We start from the raw sequence: 19,680 nt of genomic DNA, 5'->3' as shown, positions 1-19,680 counted from the left end.
AAGAAATGAGACAAGCAGGGGCATCCGGGCTGGTACCCGGACTATCAGTGTGATCCTAAGTGGCTTGTTTTGGTCGCTGCATTCGGACTTCTGCAAGCTTGCTCGGTGTCGACACCGATGGTGTTCCCCTAACCGAGGGTGACCAAGCATGCAAGAAAGCGTGATGCAGCGCATGTGGAACAGCGCCTACCTTTCAGGTGGAAACGCTGCCTATGTGGAAGAGCTCTACGAGCTCTACCTGCACGACCCTAACGCTGTGCCAGAAGAGTGGCGCACCTACTTTCAGAAGCTGCCTGCCGACGGCAGCTCTGCCACAGATGTTTCGCACTCCACAATTCGCGATCATTTCGTGCTGCTGGCAAAGAACCAGCGCCGCGCCCAACCGGTTTCCGCCGGCAGCGTGAGCAGTGAGCACGAGAAGAAGCAAGTTGAAGTGCTGCGATTGATCCAGGCCTACCGTATGCGTGGCCACCAGGCAGCCCAGCTTGACCCGCTGGGGCTGTGGCAGCGTCCTGCACCTGCAGACCTGTCGATCAATCACTACGGCTTGACCAATGCCGATCTTGATACGACCTTCCGTGCCGGCGACCTGTTCATCGGCAAAGAGGAAGCGAGCCTACGCGAAATTCACGAAGCGTTGCAGCAGACATATTGCCGCACCATCGGCGCTGAATTTACGCACATCACCGATTCCGAGCAGCGCCAGTGGTTCCAGCAGCGTCTGGAAAGCGTGCGTGGCCGTCCGGAATACTCCGCGGACATCAAGAGCCACCTGCTCGAGCGCGTGACTGCCGGTGAAGGCCTGGAAAAATACCTGGGCACCAAATACCCGGGCACCAAGCGTTTCGGTCTGGAAGGCGGCGAAAGCCTGATTCCGATGCTCGACGAACTGATCCAGCGTTCCGGTTCCTACGGCACCAAGGAAGTCGTCATCGGCATGGCCCACCGTGGCCGTCTGAACGTTCTGGTCAACACCTTCGGCAAGAACCCGCGCGAGCTGTTCGACGAATTCGAAGGCAAGAAGAAGGTCGAGCTGGGTTCCGGTGACGTTAAATACCACCAGGGCTTCTCGTCCAACGTAATGACCACCGGCGGTGAAGTTCACCTGGCCATGGCGTTCAACCCGTCCCACCTGGAAATCGTTTCCCCGGTGGTCGAGGGTTCGGTTCGCGCCCGTCAGGATCGTCGCAACGACCCGACCGGTGAGAAGGTTCTGCCGATCTCCATCCACGGTGACGCGGCATTCGCCGGTCAAGGCGTGGTGATGGAAACCTTCCAGATGTCGCAGACCCGCGGTTTCAAGACCGGCGGTACCGTGCACATCGTGATCAACAACCAGGTTGGTTTCACCATCAGCAACCCGCTGGACTCGCGTTCCACCGAGTACGCGACCGACGTTGCGAAAATGATCCAGGCGCCGATCCTCCATGTGAATGGTGATGATCCGGAAGCCGTGTTGTTCGTGACCCAGCTGGCCATCGACTACCGCATGCAGTTCAAGCGTGACGTGGTGATCGACCTGGTCTGCTACCGTCGTCGCGGCCACAACGAGGCCGACGAGCCAAGCGGCACCCAGCCTCTGATGTATCAGCAGATCACCAAGCAGCGCACCACCCGTGAGCTGTACGCTGATCGTCTGACCCAGGGCGGTGTGCTGGACGCAGAGCGTGTTCAGGCGAAAGTCGACGAATACCGCAACGCGCTGGACAACGGTCTGCACGTAGTGAAATCGCTGGTCAAAGAGCCGAACAAAGAGCTGTTCGTGGACTGGCGTCCGTATCTGGGTCACGCCTGGACTGCGCGTCACGACACTCGTTTCGACCTCAAGACCCTGCAGGAACTGTCCGCCAAGCTGCTGGAAATTCCGGAAGGCTTCGTGGTTCAGCGTCAGGTCGCGAAGATCTACGAAGACCGTCAGAAGATGCAAGCCGGCGGCCTGCCGATCAACTGGGGTTACGCCGAAACCATGGCGTACGCGACCCTGGCGTTCGAAGGTCACCCGATCCGCATGACCGGTCAGGACATCGGCCGCGGTACGTTCTCGCACCGTCACGCTGTGCTGCACAACCAGAAAGATGCCGGTACCTACATTCCGCTCAAGCATCTTTATGAAGGTCAGCCACGCTTCGACCTGTACGACTCGTTCCTGTCGGAAGAAGCCGTACTGGCGTTCGAATACGGTTACTCGACCACCACGCCAAACGCGCTGGTGATCTGGGAAGCCCAGTTCGGCGACTTCGCCAACGGTGCACAGGTCGTTATCGACCAGTTCATCACCAGCGGCGAGCACAAGTGGGGCCGTCTCTGCGGTCTGACCATGCTGCTGCCACACGGCTACGAAGGTCAGGGCCCTGAGCACAGCTCGGCGCGTCTTGAGCGTTACCTGCAGCTGTGCGCCGAGCACAACATTCAGGTGTGCATGCCGACCACTCCGGCCCAGATCTACCACTTGCTGCGCCGTCAGGTGATTCGCCCGCTGCGCAAGCCATTGGTCGTTCTGACTCCAAAGTCGCTGCTGCGCCACAAGCTGGCCATCTCGACCCTGGAAGATCTGGCCGAAGGTTCGTTCCAGACCGTTATCCCGGAAATCGATGCACTGGACCCGAAAAAGGTCGAGCGCGTTGTTCTGTGCAGCGGCAAGGTCTACTACGACCTGCTGGAAAAACGTCGTGCCGAAGGCCGCGAAGATATCGCCATCGTGCGTATCGAGCAGCTGTACCCGTTCCCTGAGGACGACTTGAAAGAAGTCCTGGCTCCTTACACCAATGCCAAAGCGGCCGTGTGGTGTCAGGAAGAGCCGATGAACCAGGGCGCCTGGTACTGCAGCCAGCACCACCTGCGTCGCAGCATCAGCAACCTCAACAAATCTCTCGTACTCGAGTACGCGGGCCGTGAGGCTTCTGCTGCACCTGCATGTGGTTACGCATCGATGCACGCCGAGCAGCAGGAACAACTGCTGCAAGCCGCGTTTACCGTTTAACGCCTTCGCGCACCTGAAACCGAATTTAAGGAACCACAGATAATGGCTATCGAGATCAAAGCCCCCACTTTCCCGGAATCGGTTGCCGATGGCACCGTTGCCACCTGGCACAAACAACCGGGCGACGCCGTCAAGCGTGACGAACTGATCGTCGACATCGAAACCGACAAAGTCGTACTGGAAGTGCTGGCTACCGCCGACGGCGTGCTGGGCGCAATCGTCAAGGGCGAGGGCGAAACCGTCCTGTCCGACGAAGTCCTGGGCTCCATCGTTGAAGGCGGCGCTGCTGCTGCCGCTCCGGCTGCCGCTGCTGCTCCGGCCGCTGCTGCCGCTGCTCCAGCTGCTGATGGCGAAGACGACCCGATCGCAGCTCCTGCCGCGCGCAAGCTGGCTGAAGAGAACGGCATCAACATCGCTTCCGTTGCCGGCACCGGCAAAGGCGGTCGCGTGACCAAGGAAGACGTGGTTGCAGCCGTTGCTGCCAAGAAAGCCGCTCCGGCTGCCGCGCCTGCCAAGGCTGCTGCTCCGGCCGCCGCCGCTCCTGTGTTCGCCGCTGGCGACCGCATCGAGAAGCGCGTTCCGATGACCCGCGTTCGTGCCACCGTTGCCAAGCGTCTGGTTGAAGCTCAATCGAACATGGCGATGCTGACCACTTTCAACGAAGTCGACATGACCGAAGTCATGGCCCTGCGTTCGAAGTACAAGGACCTGTTCGAGAAGTCCCACAACGGCGTGCGCCTGGGCTTCATGTCGTTCTTCGTGAAGGCTGCCACCGAAGCGCTGAAACGCTTCCCGGCTGTCAACGCTTCGATCGACGGCAACGACATCGTTTACCACGGTTATGCCGACATCGGCGTCGCTGTTTCCAGCGACCGTGGCCTGGTGGTTCCGGTTCTGCGTAACGCCGAACACATGAGCCTGGCTGAAATCGAAGGCGGCATCGCCACCTTCGGCAAGAAAGCCCGTGACGGCAAACTGTCGATGGACGAAATGACCGGCGGTACCTTCACCATCACCAACGGTGGTACCTTCGGTTCGATGATGTCGACCCCGATCGTCAACCCGCCGCAGGCAGCGATTCTGGGCATGCACAACATCATCCAGCGTCCGATGGCCATCAACGGTCAGGTCGTGATCCGTCCGATGATGTACCTGGCACTGTCCTACGATCACCGTCTGATCGATGGCAAAGAAGCTGTAACCTTCCTGGTGACCATCAAGAACCTGCTGGAAGATCCGGCTCGTCTGTTGCTGGATATCTGATAGAAGCAGTCACGCGCTGCAAGCTTCAAGCTGCGGGAAAACGCAGCCTGGCTTGCAGCGCGCGGCTTGAAGCTTTTCGCTAAAGAGGATTTTTTGAATGTCGCAGAAATTTGACGTAGTAGTGATCGGTGCGGGCCCTGGCGGCTACGTGGCAGCTATCAAGGCCGCGCAACTCGGCCTGAGCACTGCCTGCATCGAGAAGTACACCGATGCTGAAGGCAAGCAAGCCCTGGGCGGCACCTGCCTGAACGTAGGCTGCATTCCTTCCAAGGCGCTGCTGGACAGCTCCTGGAAATACAAGGAAGCGAAAGAAAGCTTCAACGTCCACGGTATCTCGACCGGCGAAGTCAAAATGGACGTCGCTGCGATGGTTGGCCGCAAGGCTGGCATCGTCAAGAACCTGACCGGCGGTGTTGCCACCCTGTTCAAGGCCAACGGCGTTACTTCGATCCAGGGCCACGGCAAACTGCTGGCCGGCAAGAAAGTCGAAGTCACCAAGCCGGACGGCTCGGTTGAAGTCATCGAAGCCGAAAACGTCATCCTGGCTCCAGGCTCGCGTCCGATCGATATTCCACCGGCTCCGGTCGATCAGAAAGTCATCGTCGATTCGACCGGCGCTCTGGAATTCCAGACCGTTCCCAAGCGTCTGGGCGTGATCGGCGCTGGCGTGATCGGTCTGGAACTGGGTTCGGTATGGTCGCGTCTGGGCTCCGAAGTGGTTGTTCTGGAAGCACTGGACACCTTCCTGATGGCAGCGGACACCGCTGTTTCCAAGGAAGCGCTGAAAACCCTGACCAAACAGGGTCTGGACATCAAACTGGGCGCTCGCGTAACCGGCTCGAAAGTGAACGGCGACGAAGTCGTTGTGAACTACACCGATGCCAACGGCGAACAGACCATCACTTTCGACAAGCTGATCGTAGCCGTTGGTCGCCGTCCGGTGACCACTGATCTGCTGGCTGCCGACAGCGGCGTGACCCTGGACGAGCGCGGTTTCGTGCACGTTGACGATCACTGCGCCACCACCGTACCGGGCGTTTACGCCATCGGTGACGTGGTTCGCGGCATGATGCTGGCTCACAAGGCCTCGGAAGAGGGCATCATGGTTGTCGAGCGCATCAAGGGTCACAAGGCCCAGATGAACTATGACCTGATCCCTTCGGTTATTTATACTCACCCGGAAATCGCATGGGTCGGTAAAACCGAGCAGGCCTTGAAAGCTGAAGGCGTTGAAGTTAACGTCGGCACCTTCCCGTTCGCAGCATCCGGCCGTGCCATGGCCGCCAACGATACCGGTGGTTTCGTCAAGGTCATCGCCGATGCCAAGACTGACCGCGTATTGGGCGTGCACGTGATTGGCCCGAGCGCTGCAGAACTGGTTCAGCAGGGCGCGATCGGTATGGAATTCGGCACCAGCGCTGAAGACCTGGGCATGATGGTTTTCTCCCATCCGACCCTGTCTGAAGCCTTGCACGAAGCAGCTTTGGCAGTGAATGGCGGCGCCATCCACATTGCCAACCGCAAGAAGCGTTAAGACACACAATAAGAAACCACGGCGGTACGGCCCGTCGTGAGCCTTGCGTGCAAGACTCACCGCGGAATGTCCGCTGGACGCAGCCTTGCGTAGCTGCACCGGGTATCCGGAAAGGCTACGCAAGCAGCAGTCACAGGTGGCGCGGCACTCATAAAGAGCGCAGCGCCGAATGCGCAGTACCTAACGAAGACGGTAAAAAGCATGAATCTTCACGAGTATCAGGGTAAGCAGCTGTTCGCTGAATACGGCCTGCCAGTTTCCACTGGTTTCGCAGTAGACACCCCGGAAGCAGCAGCAGAAGCTTGCGACAAAATCGGCGGCAACGAGTGGGTTGTCAAAGCCCAGGTTCACGCCGGTGGTCGCGGTAAAGCGGGCGGCGTCAAGCTGGTTCGCAGCAAAGAAGACGCCAAAGCCTTCGCACAGCAGTGGCTGGGCAAGCGTCTGGTGACTTACCAGACTGACGCCAACGGCCAGCCAGTCACCAAGATCCTGGTTGAATCGTGCACTGATATCGCTAAAGAGCTGTACCTGGGCGCTGTCGTTGACCGTTCGAGCCGTCGCATCGTGTTCATGGCTTCCACCGAAGGTGGCGTGGACATCGAGAAAATCGCTCACGACACTCCAGAAAAAATTCTGAAAGCCACCATCGATCCACTGGTTGGCGCTCAGCCATTCCAGGGTCGCGAGCTGGCATTCCAGCTGGGTCTGGAAGGCAAGCAGGTTGCTCAGTTCGCCAAGATCTTCGTAGGTCTGGCCAAGCTGTTCAAGGATCACGACCTGGCTCTGCTGGAAGTGAACCCGCTGGTGATCAAGGCTGATGGCGATCTGCACTGCCTGGATGCCAAGATCAACATCGACGCCAACGCAATGTACCGTCAGCCTAAGCTGAAGACTTTCCACGATCCGTCGCAGGACGATCCGCGCGAAGCGCACGCTGCCAAGTTCGAACTGAACTACGTAGCGCTGGAAGGCAACATCGGCTGCATGGTGAACGGTGCCGGCCTGGCCATGGGTACCATGGACATCGTCAACCTGCACGGCGGCAAGCCAGCCAACTTCCTCGACGTAGGTGGTGGTGCTACCAAAGAACGCGTAACCGAAGCTTTCAAAATCATTCTGTCCGACAGCAATGTCGCAGCAGTACTGGTTAACATCTTCGGCGGCATCGTTCGTTGCGACATGATTGCCGAAGGCATCATCGGTGCAGTGAAAGAAGTCGGCGTGAAAATCCCGGTTGTTGTTCGTCTTGAAGGCAACAACGCTGAACTGGGCGCTAAAGTACTGGCAGAAAGCGGTTTGAACATCATCGCTGCTACCAGCCTGACCGACGCTGCTCAACAAGTCGTTAAAGCTGCGGAGGGCAAGTAATGAGCGTCCTGATCAATAAAGACACCAAAGTAATCTGCCAGGGCTTCACCGGTGCGCAGGGTACTTTCCACTCCGAACAAGCCATTGCCTACGGCACCAAAATGGTTGGCGGCGTGACTCCAGGCAAAGGTGGCACCACTCACCTGAACCTGCCTGTGTTCAACACCGTGAAAGAAGCTGTAGAAGCCACTGGCGCCACCGCCAGCGTGATCTACGTTCCGGCTCCTTTCTGCAAGGACTCGATCCTGGAAGCTGCTTTCGGCGGCATCAAGCTGATCGTCTGCATCACCGAAGGCATTCCTACCCTGGACATGCTGGACGCCAAAGTTAAGTGCGACGAGCTGGGTGTTACCCTGATCGGCCCTAACTGCCCAGGCGTGATCACCCCAGGCGAATGCAAGATCGGCATCATGCCAGGTCACATTCACTTGCCAGGCAAGGTCGGTATCGTTTCCCGTTCCGGCACCCTGACCTACGAAGCTGTGAAGCAGACTACTGACGCCGGTTTCGGTCAGTCGACTTGCGTCGGCATCGGTGGTGACCCGATCCCGGGTTCGAACTTCATCGACATCCTGAAGCTGTTCCAGGAAGACCCGAAGACCGAAGCGATCGTAATGATCGGCGAGATCGGCGGTTCGGCTGAAGAAGAAGCGGCTGCCTACATCAAGGCACACGTGACCAAGCCGGTTGTTTCCTACATCGCTGGTGTGACTGCTCCTCCGGGCAAGCGCATGGGCCATGCTGGCGCAATCATCTCCGGCGGCAAAGGCACTGCAGACGAGAAGTTCGCTGCTCTGCAAGACGCAGGCGTGAAAACCGTGCGTTCGCTGGCAGACATCGGCAAGGCCCTGGCCGAGCTGACTGGCTGGGAAGTGAAGAAGTAAGCTTCGGCTGACTTCTCTGCTCCAGCAACAAAGGCCACCTTCGGGTGGCCTTTGTCGTTTCTGGCGTTTGGATTGACGATGGCAATTTATAAGCACTCACCCAATAACATGCAAAAACGCGACACAGAAACGTCGCGTATCGGATAGTTCGCCCTCTAACAGTGCGTTTGTCAGGCAAATTCGTTAGGCTAGCAGCCATTTTTGCGTCTGCCGCCCACAAGGCATGCAACGCGCTAAACGGGTCAGTCTTATACGGATTGACAGCATTTCCCTAACCCCACAGGGAAATCCCCCTCTAAATTCCGATTCAGTAGTGTGGTATTTCCTTAATGAAAGTTTTGAAAGGTCAGGACATCCTGGCACTTGGCTTTATGACATTCGCCCTGTTCGTCGGGGCCGGCAACATCATCTTCCCGCCTATCGTCGGTTTGCAGTCCGGACCCAACGTCTGGATGGCGGCGCTGGGCTTCCTGATCACGGCGGTCGGTTTGCCCGTGGTCACCGTGGTTGCACTGGCCAAGGTCGGTGGCGCCATGGACGCCCTGAGCAGCCCGATCGGCAAGATCGCCGGTGGCGTGCTGGCTGCAGCGTGTTATCTCGCGGTCGGCCCGTTGTTCGCCACTCCGCGTACCGCGACCGTTTCCTTTGAAGTGGGTCTGGCGCCGCTGACCGGCGAAAGCCCGCTGGCACTGTTCCTCTACAGTTCGGTGTACTTCCTGCTGGTGTTCTTCATTTCGCTCTACCCTGGGCGTCTACTGGATACCGTCGGTCGCTTCCTCGCCCCCCTGAAGATCATCGCCCTGGCCGTGCTCGGCATCGCCGCGTTCGCACTGCCGGCCGGTGATATCGGCGTGGCCACTCCGGAATACGTTGCGGCACCGTTCTCCCAAGGGTTCATCAATGGTTACCTGACAATGGATACCCTCGGCGCGCTGGTGTTCGGCATCGTCATCGTCAACGCGATCCGCTCCCGTGGCGTAGAGTCGCCGGCGCTGATCACTCGTTACGCGATCATCGCCGGGCTGATTGCCGGTGTCGGTCTGGCGCTGGTGTATGTCAGCCTGTTCCGTCTGGGTTCCGGCAGCCATGAAGTGGCGGCGGGCGCGACCAACGGCGCCGCGGTGCTGCACGCTTACGTGCAACACACCTTCGGCTCGCTGGGGAGTGGCTTCCTCGCTGTGCTGATTTCCCTGGCTTGCCTGGTGACGGCGGTTGGCCTGACCTGCGCCTGTGCCGAATACTTCAGCCGCGTACTGCCGCTGTCGTACAAGACCCTGGTGATCATCCTGGCGGCGTTCTCGCTGCTGGTGTCCAACCTGGGCCTGACCAAGCTGATCGCGTTCTCGATCCCGGTGCTGACCGCGATCTATCCGCCGTGCATCGTGCTCGTGGCCCTGAGCTTCTGCGCTGCCTTCTGGCATGAGCAGAGCCGCATCATGGGTCCGGTGATGCTGGTGTCGTTCGTGTTCGGCACCATCGATGCGTTGAAAGGCGCCGGTCTGGCTGACTGGATGCCATCGCAACTGGCCCACCTGCCGCTGAGCGAGCAAGGTCTGGCGTGGTTGGTGCCGTGCGTGATGACCCTGGTGGTTGCTGTGGTTTGCGATCGCCTGCTGGGCAAGCGCGCCGAAGCACTCGCCTAAGATTGCCGGGCCGCCACAAGCGGCTGCCGAGCGATTAAACAGAAATGCCCCGTATCAATCGATACGGGGCATTTTTTATGGGCTTCAGGCAGTGTCTTTTTCCCTCGACTAACGTCGAAGGGGAGCCGAAATCTTCATCACAGGGAATTGCATGTCGTTCATCCAAGCCAACCTGATCCACCTGCTGGCCGCGCTCTGGTTTGTCATCTGCTGGGGCGGTTACACCCGTTATGCCACCTGGAAGGCCCGTGACACCGCGTGCCTGGCCAGCGTGCTGCACCTGTATCGCGAAGACTGGATGCGCCGCATGCTGCTGCGTGACAACCGCATCGCCGACGCCAGCGTGATCGGCAACCTTGAGCGCAACGCCTCTTTCTTCGCCTCCAGCACGCTGATTATCCTGGCGGGCATTCTGACCGTGCTTGGCGCGTCCGAGCGCGCGGTGTCGCTGTTGGCGGACATTCCGATGGTGCAACAGGCCTCGCAGGGCATGTCGGAGATCAAGTTGCTGTGCCTGGCGCTGGTGTTCGTTTACGCCTTCTTCACCTTCAGCTGGTGCATGCGCCAATACAATTTCGCCGCCATTCTGGTCGGCTCGGCCCCCATGATCGGTGAGCGGCAAGTCTCGGAGCAGGAGCGCAAGGCGTTCGCCTCGCGGGCGGCTCGAGTGATTTCGATGGCGGCCAACCAGTTCAACTTCGGTCTGCGTTCCTATTACTTCGGCATGAGCATGCTGGCGTGGTTCGTCAGCCCGTGGCTGTTCATGTTGATGAGCGCAGGCGTGGTGCTGGTGTTGTATCGCCGGGAGTTTCATTCCGACGTGCTCGATGTAATGGTCTATACCCCTACAGAGGCGCCAATGCCCGAAGCGAACAAAGAGGCTGCTTGATGAGTATTCCGTTCTGGTGTGTGTTTATCAGTGCATTGTTGATCTACGTGGCGCGGATGCCGGTCGGCAAGGCCATGAAAGAGCAGGGTGGTTACAACAACCACCTGCCACGTCAGCAACAGTCGCAACTCACCGGTTACGGGGCCCGGGCGCTGGCGGCACATCAGAACAGCATCGAAGCGTTCATTCTGTTTGCGGTTGGCGTGCTGATGGCGCATACCACGCAGACGGCGGGATGGCTGATCGATACATTGGCGATCATCTTCGTGATCTCGCGGATTTTCTATTTGTGGTTTTACCTGGCGGATATTCCCACGCTGCGCAGTCTGGTCTGGCTGGTCGGCTTAGTGTGTTCATTGTTGTTGATGATTAGTCCGACTTTTAGAACTGTCTTGCTCTAAGACGGCATTGGCAAAAAATGACAGGCAAAAGAAAACCCGCACTTGGCGGGTTTTCTTTTTTGCCAGCCAGAAGCGGCTTATTGCTTCTTGGCGGCTTCTTCTTGCGCTGCAGCGTTCGATTCGGCCTGAGCTTTGGCAGCTTCGGCGTTTTCTTTCGCTGCGTCGTTCACTTTATCCTGAGCTTTGTTCATGTCTTGCTGAGCTTGTTCAGCATGTTGGTTGGCATCTTGAGCTTTGTCCTCGGATTTTTTATCGCAGGCAGCGAGACCGAGGGAAGCGGTCAACATCAAGGCAATAGCTAAAGTCTTACGCATGGGGTGTTTCTCCTTATGGAAAATAACTACTGGCCTTAAGAGCTCAGGCCCAAGGGTTAAGTTCCTCATTTCTCACAGATATATAAGTTTGTTTTGCAATGGAACTTTTGCTGTTCTTTCCACTACCGGGAATAGCGACTAACAAGAGTAATTATCAAATGGCCGAAAACCCCGTTTTTGAGCGTGCGACACGGTTTCTCTCGGCCTTGCGCCACTGTCAGGTGCTGGGATTGAAGGTGCACAGCGCAAGTAGCGAAGGCCTGACGGTGGTGCTGCCGTACAGTGAGCAAATCGTTGGCAACCCGCTGACCGGCGTCATCCACGGCGGGGCAATCACCTCGTTGATGGATACCGCGTGCGGCATGTCGACCCTGTGCGTCCTGCCGGAATTCGAAGTCTGCCCGACCCTCGATCTGCGCATCGACTACATGCACGCTGCCGAGCCGCATAAAGACGTGTATGGCTTTGCCCAATGCTATCGAGTCACCACCGATGTGATCTTCGCTCGCGGCTTCGCCTATCAGGATGATCCCGAGCAACCGATTGCCCACGTCGTCGGCACCTTCATGCGCATGGGCAAGGGCCTTAAAGGCACCAGGGGCTTTGGTGGCGCGATCAAGGGAGAAAACCCATGAGCGATGATTTCAAGCAGCAACTGCAAGAAGCGCACGAGAAGGGTGACTACGCGCCGCTGCTGAAGCTGATCCCCTACGCCGGACTCATCGGCGTCGAGTGTTCGCGGGTCGGTGATGACTTGCTGTTCAAGCTGCCGGCCAACAAGGACAACATTGGTAACCCTCTATTGCCGGCGATCCACGGCGGGGTGATTGCCGGGTTCATGGAGTTGTCTGCGGCCCTGCACCTGCTGATTTTCACCGGCGCGCCGGGTGTGCCGAAGATTATCGATTTCTCCCTCGATTACCTGCGGGCCGGGCAGTTTCGCGATACGTGGGCCCGGTGTCAGGTCTGCCGTCAGGGCCGGCGGGTGGCCAACGTCGCGGTCACGGCCTGGCAAAGCACCGAAAGCGAACCAATTGCTACCGCCCGCGCGCACTTCAAAATCGATGAGCCCTTGAAATCCTGAAGCACGCCCCCAACTCACAGAACAACCCGCCGCCGACCAGCAAGGTCGCGGCCAATGCCATCTGATTGGAGTTTGATGACCATGAGTGTGGAAACTCAAAAGGAAACCCTGGGCTTCCAGACCGAGGTGAAGCAACTGCTGCACCTCATGATCCATTCGCTGTATTCCAACAAGGAAATCTTCCTTCGCGAATTGATCTCGAACGCCTCCGACGCCGTCGACAAATTGCGCTTCGAAGCCCTGGCCAAGCCTGAGTTGCTCGAAGGTGGCGCTGAACTGAAAATCCGTGTGAGCTTCGACAAGGACGCCAAGACCGTCACCCTCGAAGACAACGGCATCGGCATGAGCCGCTACGATGTGATCGCCCACCTGGGGACCATCGCCAAATCCGGCACTGCCGATTTCATGAAAAACCTGTCCGGCGATCAGAAGAAGGATTCGCACCTGATCGGTCAGTTCGGTGTCGGTTTCTACTCGGCCTTCATCGTCGCTGACAAAGTTGACGTGTACAGCCGTCGCGCCGGCACCGACGCCAGCGAAGGCGTGCACTGGTCGTCGAAAGGCGAGGGCGAATTCGAAGTCGCCACCATCGACAAGCCGGAGCGCGGCACCCGCATCGTCCTGCACCTGAAATCCGGTGAAGACGAGTTCGCCGATGGCTGGCGTCTGCGCAACATCATCAAGAAGTACTCCGACCACATTGCTCTGCCGATCGAGCTGCCGAAAGAAGTGGCCGCTGCCGAAGGCGAAGAGAAGCCTGAAGTTGAATGGGAAACCGTCAACCGCGCCAGCGCCCTGTGGACCCGTCCTCGCACCGAAGTGAAGGACGAGGAATACCAGGAGTTCTACAAACACATCGCCCACGACTTCGAAAACCCGCTGTCGTGGAGCCACAACAAGGTTGAAGGCAAGCTCGAGTACAGCTCGCTGCTGTACGTGCCGGCCCGCGCACCGTTCGATCTGTACCAGCGTGAAGCGCCGAAAGGCCTGAAGCTGTACGTACAGCGCGTGTTCGTGATGGATCAGGCCGAGTCGTTCCTGCCGCTTTACCTGCGCTTCATCAAGGGCGTGGTCGATTCCAACGACCTGTCGCTGAACGTGTCGCGGGAAATCCTGCAGAAAGACCCGATCATCGACTCGATGAAGTCGGCGCTGACCAAGCGCGTGCTGGACATGCTGGAAAAACTGGCGAAGAACGAGCCTGAGCAATACAAGGGCTTCTGGAAAAACTTCGGTCAGGTCATGAAAGAAGGCCCGGCAGAAGATTTCGCCAACAAGGAAAAAATCGCCGGTCTGCTGCGTTTCGCATCGACCCATGGCGACGACGGCGAGCAGATCGTCGGTCTGGCCGAGTACCTGGCGCGCGCCAAGGAAGGTCAGGACAAGATCTACTACCTCACCGGCGAAACCTACGCGCAGGTCAAGAACAGCCCGCACCTGGAAGTCTTCCGCAAGAAAGGCATCGAAGTGCTGCTGCTGACCGACCGCATCGACGAGTGGTTGATGAGCTACCTCAGCGAGTTCGACGGCAAGAGCTTTGTCGACGTCGCGCGCGGTGACCTGGACCTGGGCAACCTGGACTCGGAAGAGGACAAGAAGGCCGCAGAAGAAGTCGCCAAGTCGAAAGAGGGTCTGGTCGAGCGTCTGAAAACCGCACTGGGCGACTCCGTTGCCGAAGTCCGGGTTTCCCATCGCCTGACCGATTCGCCGGCCATTCTGGCCATCGGCGAGCAGGACCTGGGTCTGCAAATGCGTCAGATCCTCGAGGCCAGCGGGCAGAAGGTGCCGGATTCGAAGCCGATCTTCGAATTCAACCCGAGCCACCCGCTGATCGCGAAGCTCGACAACGAAACCAGCGAAGAGCGTTTTGGCGACCTGTCGCACATCCTCTTCGACCAGGCCGCGCTGGCGGCTGGCGACAGCTTGAAAGACCCGGCCGCTTACGTGAGCCGCCTGAACAAGCTGCTGGTCGAGCTGTCCGCTTGATCAAACGGTAGAAAAACCCGCTTCGGCGGGTTTTTTCATTCTGGTGTTCAACCAATCAGGAGTCAGAAATGAGCCAAGTCACTGTACGTTCCGTGGTCTATCAGATTGACGGCCAGCCTTATGAAGGTCGCCTGGCGTTCGACGCCGAGCACAAAGGCGCGCGTCCGGGTCTGCTGATGGCGCCGAACTGGATGGGTGTCAGCGCTGGCGCTGAAGAGATCGCCAAATCGGTGGCGGCCAAGGGTTATGTGGTGCTGATCGCTGACGTCTACGGCCAGACTGTGCGTCCGCAGAATGCCGATCAGGCCGGTGCGGCAATGATGCCGCTGAAGAATGACCGCGCGCTGCTGCGCAAGCGTATGCAGGCCGCGTTCGAACAATTGCAGAAGCAGGGCGAGGCGGCGGTCGATACCTCGAAACTGGCGGTATTCGGTTTCTGCTTCGGCGGCTGCTGTGCGCTGGATCTGGCCCGCACCGGTGCAGCGGTGAAAGCGGCTGTGTCGTTCCACGGCACACTGGATTCGCCGAACCCGGCGGATGCGAAAAACATCAAGGGCTCGGTGCTGGTGCTGCACGGTGCTTCCGATCCGCTGGTGCCGAAAGAGCAGTTGCCGGCATTCGAGGACGAGATGAACGCCGCCGGTGTGGACTGGCAGTTGCTGAGCTACGGCGGCGCGGTGCACTCGTTCACCGATCCGCACGCGAATGTGCCGGGCAAGATGATGTACGACGCGAAGACCGCAGCGCGGGCGTTCAAGTCGATGCATGATTTGCTGGAGGAAGTGTTCAAGGGCTGAAGCCTGAGGAGCAAAAGCCTAAGAGCAAAAGCCCCTCATCGGAACGCCGCCCGCCTAACCCTCTCCCGAAGGGAGAGGGGACTGATCGGGGGATGCTCAGGTATTACGCCGACCTGAAATGGCTGTGTTGAATCCATAATCGACATGATTTTTTCAGGTCGATGTATGACGCAAGACACCTCGGTCGGCTCCCTCTCCCCCTGGGAGAGGGCTGGGGTGAGGGCAGGCGGTTTAACGCGGCAATTCAATCCGCTCGACTTCCCCCGGCACCGTCGGCCAGTCCCCGGCCGCCCACTTGCGCCGCGCCTCATCGATCGCCGCCGGATCGCTCGCGACAAAATTCCAGTTGATCCGTCGTGGCCCGTCCAGTGGCGCACCGCCGAACAACATCGCGTGGCTGTCGCTCTCGGCAAACAGGCTCATCTCTTCCCCGGCCGGCAACACCACCAGCGCATGGGGTTCCACCGTCTCGCCATTCAGTTGCACATCACCGCTCAACACATACAGCGCCCGCTCTTCATGCTCGGTTGGGATCAGCAGTGTGGTCGCGGTCTGCATCTTCAGTTCGGCATAGAGCGTAGGAGAAAGCACTGGCACCGGTGATTCCAGGCAAAAGCCTGACCCGGCGATCATGCGGATCTGCACGCCGAGGTTATCGCTGACCGGCAAGGTCGCGGCCGGGTGGTGGCTGTAATGCCCCGGGCCTTGTTCGTGATCCTTGGGCGAGGCGAGCCAGATTTGCAGGCCGTGCATCTTGAATCTTTGTTCCCATAGCGGGTCGGGCGTGCGCTCGACGTGAGCGATCGCCGTGCCGGCGGTCATCCAGCTGACATCGCCGGCGCTGACCACCTGATCTGAACCCAGGCTGTCCTTGTGCTGGATCTGCCCGTCGAACAAATACGTGAGGGTCGACAGACCGATGTGCGGGTGCTGTCGGATGTTCATGCCTTTGCCCGCCGGATAAACCGTTTCGAGCATGTGGTCGAAAAACACGAAAGGCCCGACGCTGCGGCATTTGGCTGACGGCAGCGGGCGCAGAATCGGCTGGCCTTCGACGTCTTCGGCGCGCGGGCGGATGATCAGGGGTTGGGTGTCCATGGTCCATTCCAGGCTTGGCGGGTGATGCGTGGAGCATAACCCGCCGGTGTCATCGGGGTGATTACTGGCTGTCGAAGCCGACTGGTGCGTGGGTTTCGATGGTGACTTCGCTGGTGGTCATCAGCTTGTGGATCGGGCAGCGATCGGCAACACGCAGCAGTTCTTCGCGCTGGGCATCGGTGAGCACGCCCTTGAGGGTGAGGGTCACGTGCAGGGCGTATTTGCCTTTCTGTTCCTGGCTGTTGTCGCGCTTGACCTCAACGCCGACGCCGGTCAGCGGGATGTCCTTTTTCTTCGCGTACAGCTTCAGGGTCAGGGCCTTGCAGGCGCCGAGGGCGGCGTCGAAGTAATCGTGCGGCTCCGGAGCCGAGCCCTCGCCGCCGGCAGTCGTCGGGACATCGGCAAACAGCTCGTGCTCATCGATCTGTACGGTGTGGCGAAAACCTTCGGCGGACACGGTATTGACGGTAACGGTCATGTGAACCTCGCAAGCTGTAGGAAAAGGGATTCGATCAAAAAAGACCTTGCAGGTATAGAGCATTCCCACACAGGCACGTTCCACTTTCTTGCCGGGTGAACCCTCGTTGCCCGGCGAGGGTCTAGGCTATGCCTGTCTGTTGGAGAATGCTTGTGTCCGTGTTTCGTTTGAGTCTTGCCTGCCTGATGGTTTTTACCGGTGTCGCCAGTGCCCGGGACTACACCTACAGTGACGCGCACCTTCATTACGTGGATTTTTTCCAGGAAACCGCCGGCATGCCGAAATTGCTGACGGCCATGAAGGAAAACTCCATTGAGCACGTGATGATTTCCGGCATTCCCGTGGCGAAGAAATGGCACGAAGACGAGCCGAAGCGCCCGCGTTACTACGCCGGCGATGACGCCGATGCCTATTGGTACAGCGCGACTGACGTGATCGTCGCCGACGCGGTGCAGAAACTCGCACCGGAGCAACGCCAGTACTTTCACCCGTTTCTTTCAGGCTTCAACCCCAACGACAAGAACTCCGCCGCGCACATCCAGCGCATGCTCGATCTGTATCCCGGCTTGTGGCAGGGCATCGGCGAAGTCTTCACTCGCCACGACGACCTTACCGCGCTGACCTCCGGCGACACGCCGCGCGCCAACAACGAAGCCATGACCCGCATCTATCACCTGGCCGCCGAAAACGATCTGCCGGTGATGCTGCATTCCAACATCACCTCCAAGCGTGAGAAGAATCCGCTGTACCTGAAGGAAATCGAAGAGCCGCTGCGTAATCATCCGCACACACGGTTTATCTGGGCCCATGCTGGCACCAGTGCCGAAATCCATCGTCATCAGACGCAGCTGGATTTTCTGCTGCCGACCCTGACGCGAATGCTGGAGGCGTACCCGAACCTGTTCATTGATCTGTCGTGGAGCCTGCTGACACCTTATCTGCTGGACGAAAAGGGCCAGCCGCGAGCCGAGTGGGTGCAACTGGTGGAACGCTATCCGGATCGCTTCATGCTCGGTTCGGACGTGGTCGGGCGATTCAACAAACTCGGCAAGGAAATGCACAGCTTCAAGCAATTTCTTGATGCCTTGCCGGAGGCGGTGGCGAAAAAAGTCGCGCGGGACAACTTCCTGGCGATCTTGCCGCGAACAGCGCTCAAGTCCGGCAAACCCGCGCTGAATCGTTAATGCGCCAGGTTCGAAGTATCGAGGCCTTTTGATATCACGTTTTGGTCTTACGCAATTTTCCAAAGGGCCGATACCTTCTAGAGCAACCAGCTGCAGGGTTGATGCAGCGCTTTTGGAAGGAACCAGAGCAATGAGTATCCGTAGTCTCAATATTGCGCCCCGGGCCGGGCTGGGTTTTGGCGTGCTGGCGCTGATGGTGTTTGCGCTTGGGGCGTTTGCCCTGCTGCAGATGTCGAACATGCGCGCGCAATCCGATGAGGTCGACAATAACTGGCTGCCCAGCGTGATGGCGGTGGGCGAGATGAGCCAGGACATGTTGCGCCTGCGTGCGCTGACCATGCGCCTGTTGCTCAATCGCGATCCGCAGGCGCTGGATCAGAATGTCGCCAAGCTCAATGATCTGCGCGGTGTGCTGAGCGAAGCCCAGCAACGTTACGACATCCTGATCGTATTGCCCGAAGAGCGCGCGCTGTTCGACCGCTTCAAGGTCGCTGAACACAAGTACCTGGAGCTTCAGGCGCAGGTGATGACGTTATCTGCTCAGGGACGAGTGGAGGAGGCGGCCGCTATTCTCAACGGGCAGATGAGCCCGTTGGCGGATGAAATTGCGGTGAGCCTGCGTGAACTGGTCGAGCTGAACAAGCACAACGCCAACCTCGCCACTGAGGCTGCACGGCTGGTGTTCACCAATTCCCGGGTCTGGGTCGGTGTGATGATCGGCATCACCGCGCTGATTACCATTGCGCTGGCGTTGTTGCTGACCCGCAGCATCGTGCTGCCGCTGTCGCAATCGCTCAACGTGGCGGAAGTGGTGGCCGGTGGCGATCTGACCGGGGACATCAGCATTTCCGGCAAGGACGAGCCAGCGCGGCTGCTGCACGCGCTCAAGAGCATGCAGCACAACCTGCGTGACACCATCCGCCGGATTTCGGAGTCCTCCAGTCAGCTGGCTTCGGCCTCGGAAGAGCTGAGCTGCGTCACCGAAGACGCGACGCGAGGGCTGCATCAGCAGAGTCTTGAGATTGAACAGGCCGCCACGGCGGTCAATCAGATGACCGCTGCCGTGGAAGAGGTGGCGAGCAATGCCGTTGCGACTTCCGAGGCTTCCCGTGAGTCTGATCGCATTGCCCAGCATGGTCGCGAGCAGGTGCAGCAGACGGTGTCGTCCATCGAGTTGCTGGCGGACGATGTCACGGCGAATGCCACGCAGGTGGAGGATCTGGCGCAGAAGGTCTACAGCATCAGCAAGGTGCTGGATGTGATCCGATCGATTGCCGAACAGACCAACCTGCTGGCATTGAACGCGGCGATCGAGGCCGCCCGGGCGGGTGATGCCGGACGGGGTTTCGCGGTGGTGGCGGACGAAGTGCGGGCGCTGGCCCATCGCACTCAGCAGTCGACGCAGGAGATCGAGCAGATGATCGGCGGCATCCAGCAGGGCACCGATTCGGCGGTCAGCTCGATGCAGCAGAGCAACGTCCGGGCGCGCTCGACCCTGGAGCTGGCGAAGGCGGCTGGCGTGGCGTTGGAGGAAATTGCTTCGGCGTTCACCTTGATCAACGAGCGCAATCTGGTGATTGCCAGTGCGTCGGAAGAGCAGGCGGCCGTTGCGCGGGAAGTTGATCGCAACCTGATGAACATCCGTGACCTGGCGATGCAGACGTCTGCCGGGGCCAATCAGACCAGTGCCGCGAGTCAGGAGCTGTCGCGGCTGGCGGTGGACCTGAACAGCATGGTCGCCAAGTTCTCGGTCTGATCAGCGTTCGACAGGCGAAAA

The 19,680-nt window shown here is 59.1% G+C and carries 17 protein-coding genes and 1 pseudogene; 15 read left to right on the top strand and 3 right to left on the bottom strand.

Annotation, left to right across the window (positions count from 1 at the left end; genetic code table 11):
- Window positions 1–148: 148 nt before the first annotated feature.
- The 8 genes from AC1RT4_RS10400 to AC1RT4_RS10365 all read left to right on the top strand — a co-directional run bounded on the left by AC1RT4_RS10400 (window position 149) and on the right by AC1RT4_RS10365 (window position 10,962).
- Window positions 149–2,980: a 2-oxoglutarate dehydrogenase E1 component gene (locus AC1RT4_RS10400; RefSeq protein ID WP_007959032.1), complete on the top strand. Its 2,832-nt coding sequence runs from the start codon at window positions 149–151 to the stop codon at window positions 2,978–2,980.
- A gap of 42 nt (window positions 2,981–3,022) precedes the next feature.
- Entirely contained in the window at window positions 3,023–4,243 is a 1,221-nt protein-coding gene (gene odhB, locus AC1RT4_RS10395) for a 2-oxoglutarate dehydrogenase complex dihydrolipoyllysine-residue succinyltransferase (RefSeq protein ID WP_007959031.1), read from the top strand.
- A 97-nt stretch (window positions 4,244–4,340) separates the two neighbouring features.
- Window positions 4,341–5,777, top strand: a complete 1,437-nt coding sequence (gene lpdA / locus AC1RT4_RS10390; RefSeq protein WP_093224724.1) for a dihydrolipoyl dehydrogenase — start codon at window positions 4,341–4,343, stop codon at window positions 5,775–5,777.
- Window positions 5,778–5,978: 201 nt separating this feature from the next.
- Complete coding sequence (gene sucC, locus AC1RT4_RS10385; protein WP_007959029.1) at window positions 5,979–7,145, top strand: ADP-forming succinate--CoA ligase subunit beta; 1,167 nt, start codon at window positions 5,979–5,981, stop codon at window positions 7,143–7,145.
- Window positions 7,145–8,029, top strand: a complete 885-nt coding sequence (gene sucD, locus AC1RT4_RS10380) for a succinate--CoA ligase subunit alpha (RefSeq protein ID WP_007959025.1) — start codon at window positions 7,145–7,147, stop codon at window positions 8,027–8,029. The genes sucC and sucD overlap by 1 nt, the downstream gene beginning before the upstream one ends.
- 329 nt (window positions 8,030–8,358) lie before the next feature.
- On the top strand, window positions 8,359–9,672 hold the full coding sequence (gene brnQ, locus AC1RT4_RS10375; RefSeq protein WP_007959023.1) for a branched-chain amino acid transport system II carrier protein: 1,314 nt from the start codon (window positions 8,359–8,361) through the stop codon (window positions 9,670–9,672).
- Between the two features lie 151 nt (window positions 9,673–9,823).
- Entirely contained in the window at window positions 9,824–10,561 is a 738-nt protein-coding gene (locus tag AC1RT4_RS10370; protein WP_127797327.1) for a DUF599 domain-containing protein, read from the top strand.
- Window positions 10,561–10,962 (top strand): MAPEG family protein, encoded by a 402-nt coding sequence (locus AC1RT4_RS10365; RefSeq protein ID WP_493085312.1) that lies wholly within the window; start codon window positions 10,561–10,563, stop codon window positions 10,960–10,962. Before AC1RT4_RS10370 ends, AC1RT4_RS10365 begins: the two co-directional genes overlap by 1 nt.
- A 77-nt stretch (window positions 10,963–11,039) precedes the next feature.
- Here the strand turns inward: AC1RT4_RS10365 and AC1RT4_RS10360 are convergent, their stop codons facing one another.
- On the bottom strand, window positions 11,040–11,276 hold the full coding sequence (locus AC1RT4_RS10360) for a hypothetical protein (protein ID WP_007959016.1): 237 nt from the start codon (window positions 11,274–11,276) through the stop codon (window positions 11,040–11,042).
- A gap of 158 nt (window positions 11,277–11,434) precedes the next feature.
- Between AC1RT4_RS10360 and AC1RT4_RS10355 the strand changes: the two genes are divergently transcribed.
- The 4 genes from AC1RT4_RS10355 (at window position 11,435) to AC1RT4_RS10340 (ending at window position 15,143) form a co-directional block, all read left to right on the top strand.
- Entirely contained in the window at window positions 11,435–11,911 is a 477-nt protein-coding gene (locus tag AC1RT4_RS10355; protein ID WP_493085311.1) for a PaaI family thioesterase, read from the top strand.
- Window positions 11,908–12,360 (top strand): PaaI family thioesterase, encoded by a 453-nt coding sequence (locus AC1RT4_RS10350; RefSeq protein WP_007959014.1) that lies wholly within the window; start codon window positions 11,908–11,910, stop codon window positions 12,358–12,360. The genes AC1RT4_RS10355 and AC1RT4_RS10350 overlap by 4 nt, the downstream gene beginning before the upstream one ends.
- Window positions 12,361–12,441: 81 nt before the next feature.
- Complete coding sequence (htpG, locus tag AC1RT4_RS10345) at window positions 12,442–14,346, top strand: molecular chaperone HtpG (RefSeq protein ID WP_493085310.1); 1,905 nt, start codon at window positions 12,442–12,444, stop codon at window positions 14,344–14,346.
- 68 nt (window positions 14,347–14,414) lie between these two features.
- Entirely contained in the window at window positions 14,415–15,143 is a 729-nt protein-coding gene (locus AC1RT4_RS10340) for a dienelactone hydrolase family protein (RefSeq protein ID WP_493085309.1), read from the top strand.
- Between the two features lie 231 nt (window positions 15,144–15,374).
- Here the strand turns inward: AC1RT4_RS10340 and AC1RT4_RS10335 are convergent, their stop codons facing one another.
- On the bottom strand, window positions 15,375–16,241 hold the full coding sequence (locus AC1RT4_RS10335) for a pirin family protein (RefSeq protein WP_493085308.1): 867 nt from the start codon (window positions 16,239–16,241) through the stop codon (window positions 15,375–15,377).
- Window positions 16,242–16,302: 61 nt separating this feature from the next.
- Window positions 16,303–16,719, bottom strand: coding sequence for an OsmC family protein (locus AC1RT4_RS10330; protein ID WP_007959010.1), 417 nt, complete (start codon window positions 16,717–16,719; stop codon window positions 16,303–16,305).
- 146 nt (window positions 16,720–16,865) lie between these two features.
- On the opposite strand from AC1RT4_RS10330, the gene AC1RT4_RS10325 reads away from it, so the two are divergent.
- The 3 genes and pseudogenes from AC1RT4_RS10325 (at window position 16,866) to AC1RT4_RS10315 (ending at window position 19,659) form a co-directional block, all read left to right on the top strand.
- On the top strand, window positions 16,866–17,903 hold the full coding sequence (locus tag AC1RT4_RS10325) for an amidohydrolase family protein (RefSeq protein WP_493085307.1): 1,038 nt from the start codon (window positions 16,866–16,868) through the stop codon (window positions 17,901–17,903).
- 130 nt (window positions 17,904–18,033) lie between these two features.
- Window positions 18,034–18,513: pseudogene (locus tag AC1RT4_RS10320) on the top strand (MCP four helix bundle domain-containing protein); the annotation flags it as partial.
- A gap of 102 nt (window positions 18,514–18,615) precedes the next feature.
- The gene (locus AC1RT4_RS10315; RefSeq protein ID WP_431768342.1) at window positions 18,616–19,659 is read left to right on the top strand and encodes a methyl-accepting chemotaxis protein; all 1,044 of its coding nucleotides are present in this window, start codon (window positions 18,616–18,618) and stop codon (window positions 19,657–19,659) included.
- The last annotated feature ends 21 nt before the right edge of the window (window positions 19,660–19,680 follow it).

The sequence above is a fragment of the Pseudomonas sp. GW821-FHT11D10 genome, from assembly GCF_058808435.1.
The sequence above is the reverse complement of the archived record's forward strand: the minus strand, read 5'-3'. Positions and strand labels throughout refer to the sequence as shown.

Coding starts and splice junctions, on each gene's coding strand:
- AC1RT4_RS10400 (WP_007959032.1), top strand. CDS start 149: ATGCAAGAAAGCGTGATGCAGCGCATGTGGAACAGCGCCTACCTTTCA.
- odhB (WP_007959031.1), top strand. CDS start 3,023: ATGGCTATCGAGATCAAAGCCCCCACTTTCCCGGAATCGGTTGCCGAT.
- lpdA (WP_093224724.1), top strand. CDS start 4,341: ATGTCGCAGAAATTTGACGTAGTAGTGATCGGTGCGGGCCCTGGCGGC.
- sucC (WP_007959029.1), top strand. CDS start 5,979: ATGAATCTTCACGAGTATCAGGGTAAGCAGCTGTTCGCTGAATACGGC.
- sucD (WP_007959025.1), top strand. CDS start 7,145: ATGAGCGTCCTGATCAATAAAGACACCAAAGTAATCTGCCAGGGCTTC.
- brnQ (WP_007959023.1), top strand. CDS start 8,359: ATGAAAGTTTTGAAAGGTCAGGACATCCTGGCACTTGGCTTTATGACA.
- AC1RT4_RS10370 (WP_127797327.1), top strand. CDS start 9,824: ATGTCGTTCATCCAAGCCAACCTGATCCACCTGCTGGCCGCGCTCTGG.
- AC1RT4_RS10365 (WP_493085312.1), top strand. CDS start 10,561: ATGAGTATTCCGTTCTGGTGTGTGTTTATCAGTGCATTGTTGATCTAC.
- AC1RT4_RS10360 (WP_007959016.1), bottom strand. CDS start 11,276: ATGCGTAAGACTTTAGCTATTGCCTTGATGTTGACCGCTTCCCTCGGT.
- AC1RT4_RS10355 (WP_493085311.1), top strand. CDS start 11,435: ATGGCCGAAAACCCCGTTTTTGAGCGTGCGACACGGTTTCTCTCGGCC.
- AC1RT4_RS10350 (WP_007959014.1), top strand. CDS start 11,908: ATGAGCGATGATTTCAAGCAGCAACTGCAAGAAGCGCACGAGAAGGGT.
- htpG (WP_493085310.1), top strand. CDS start 12,442: ATGAGTGTGGAAACTCAAAAGGAAACCCTGGGCTTCCAGACCGAGGTG.
- AC1RT4_RS10340 (WP_493085309.1), top strand. CDS start 14,415: ATGAGCCAAGTCACTGTACGTTCCGTGGTCTATCAGATTGACGGCCAG.
- AC1RT4_RS10335 (WP_493085308.1), bottom strand. CDS start 16,241: ATGGACACCCAACCCCTGATCATCCGCCCGCGCGCCGAAGACGTCGAA.
- AC1RT4_RS10330 (WP_007959010.1), bottom strand. CDS start 16,719: ATGACCGTTACCGTCAATACCGTGTCCGCCGAAGGTTTTCGCCACACC.
- AC1RT4_RS10325 (WP_493085307.1), top strand. CDS start 16,866: ATGCTTGTGTCCGTGTTTCGTTTGAGTCTTGCCTGCCTGATGGTTTTT.
- AC1RT4_RS10315 (WP_431768342.1), top strand. CDS start 18,616: ATGATCGGCATCACCGCGCTGATTACCATTGCGCTGGCGTTGTTGCTG.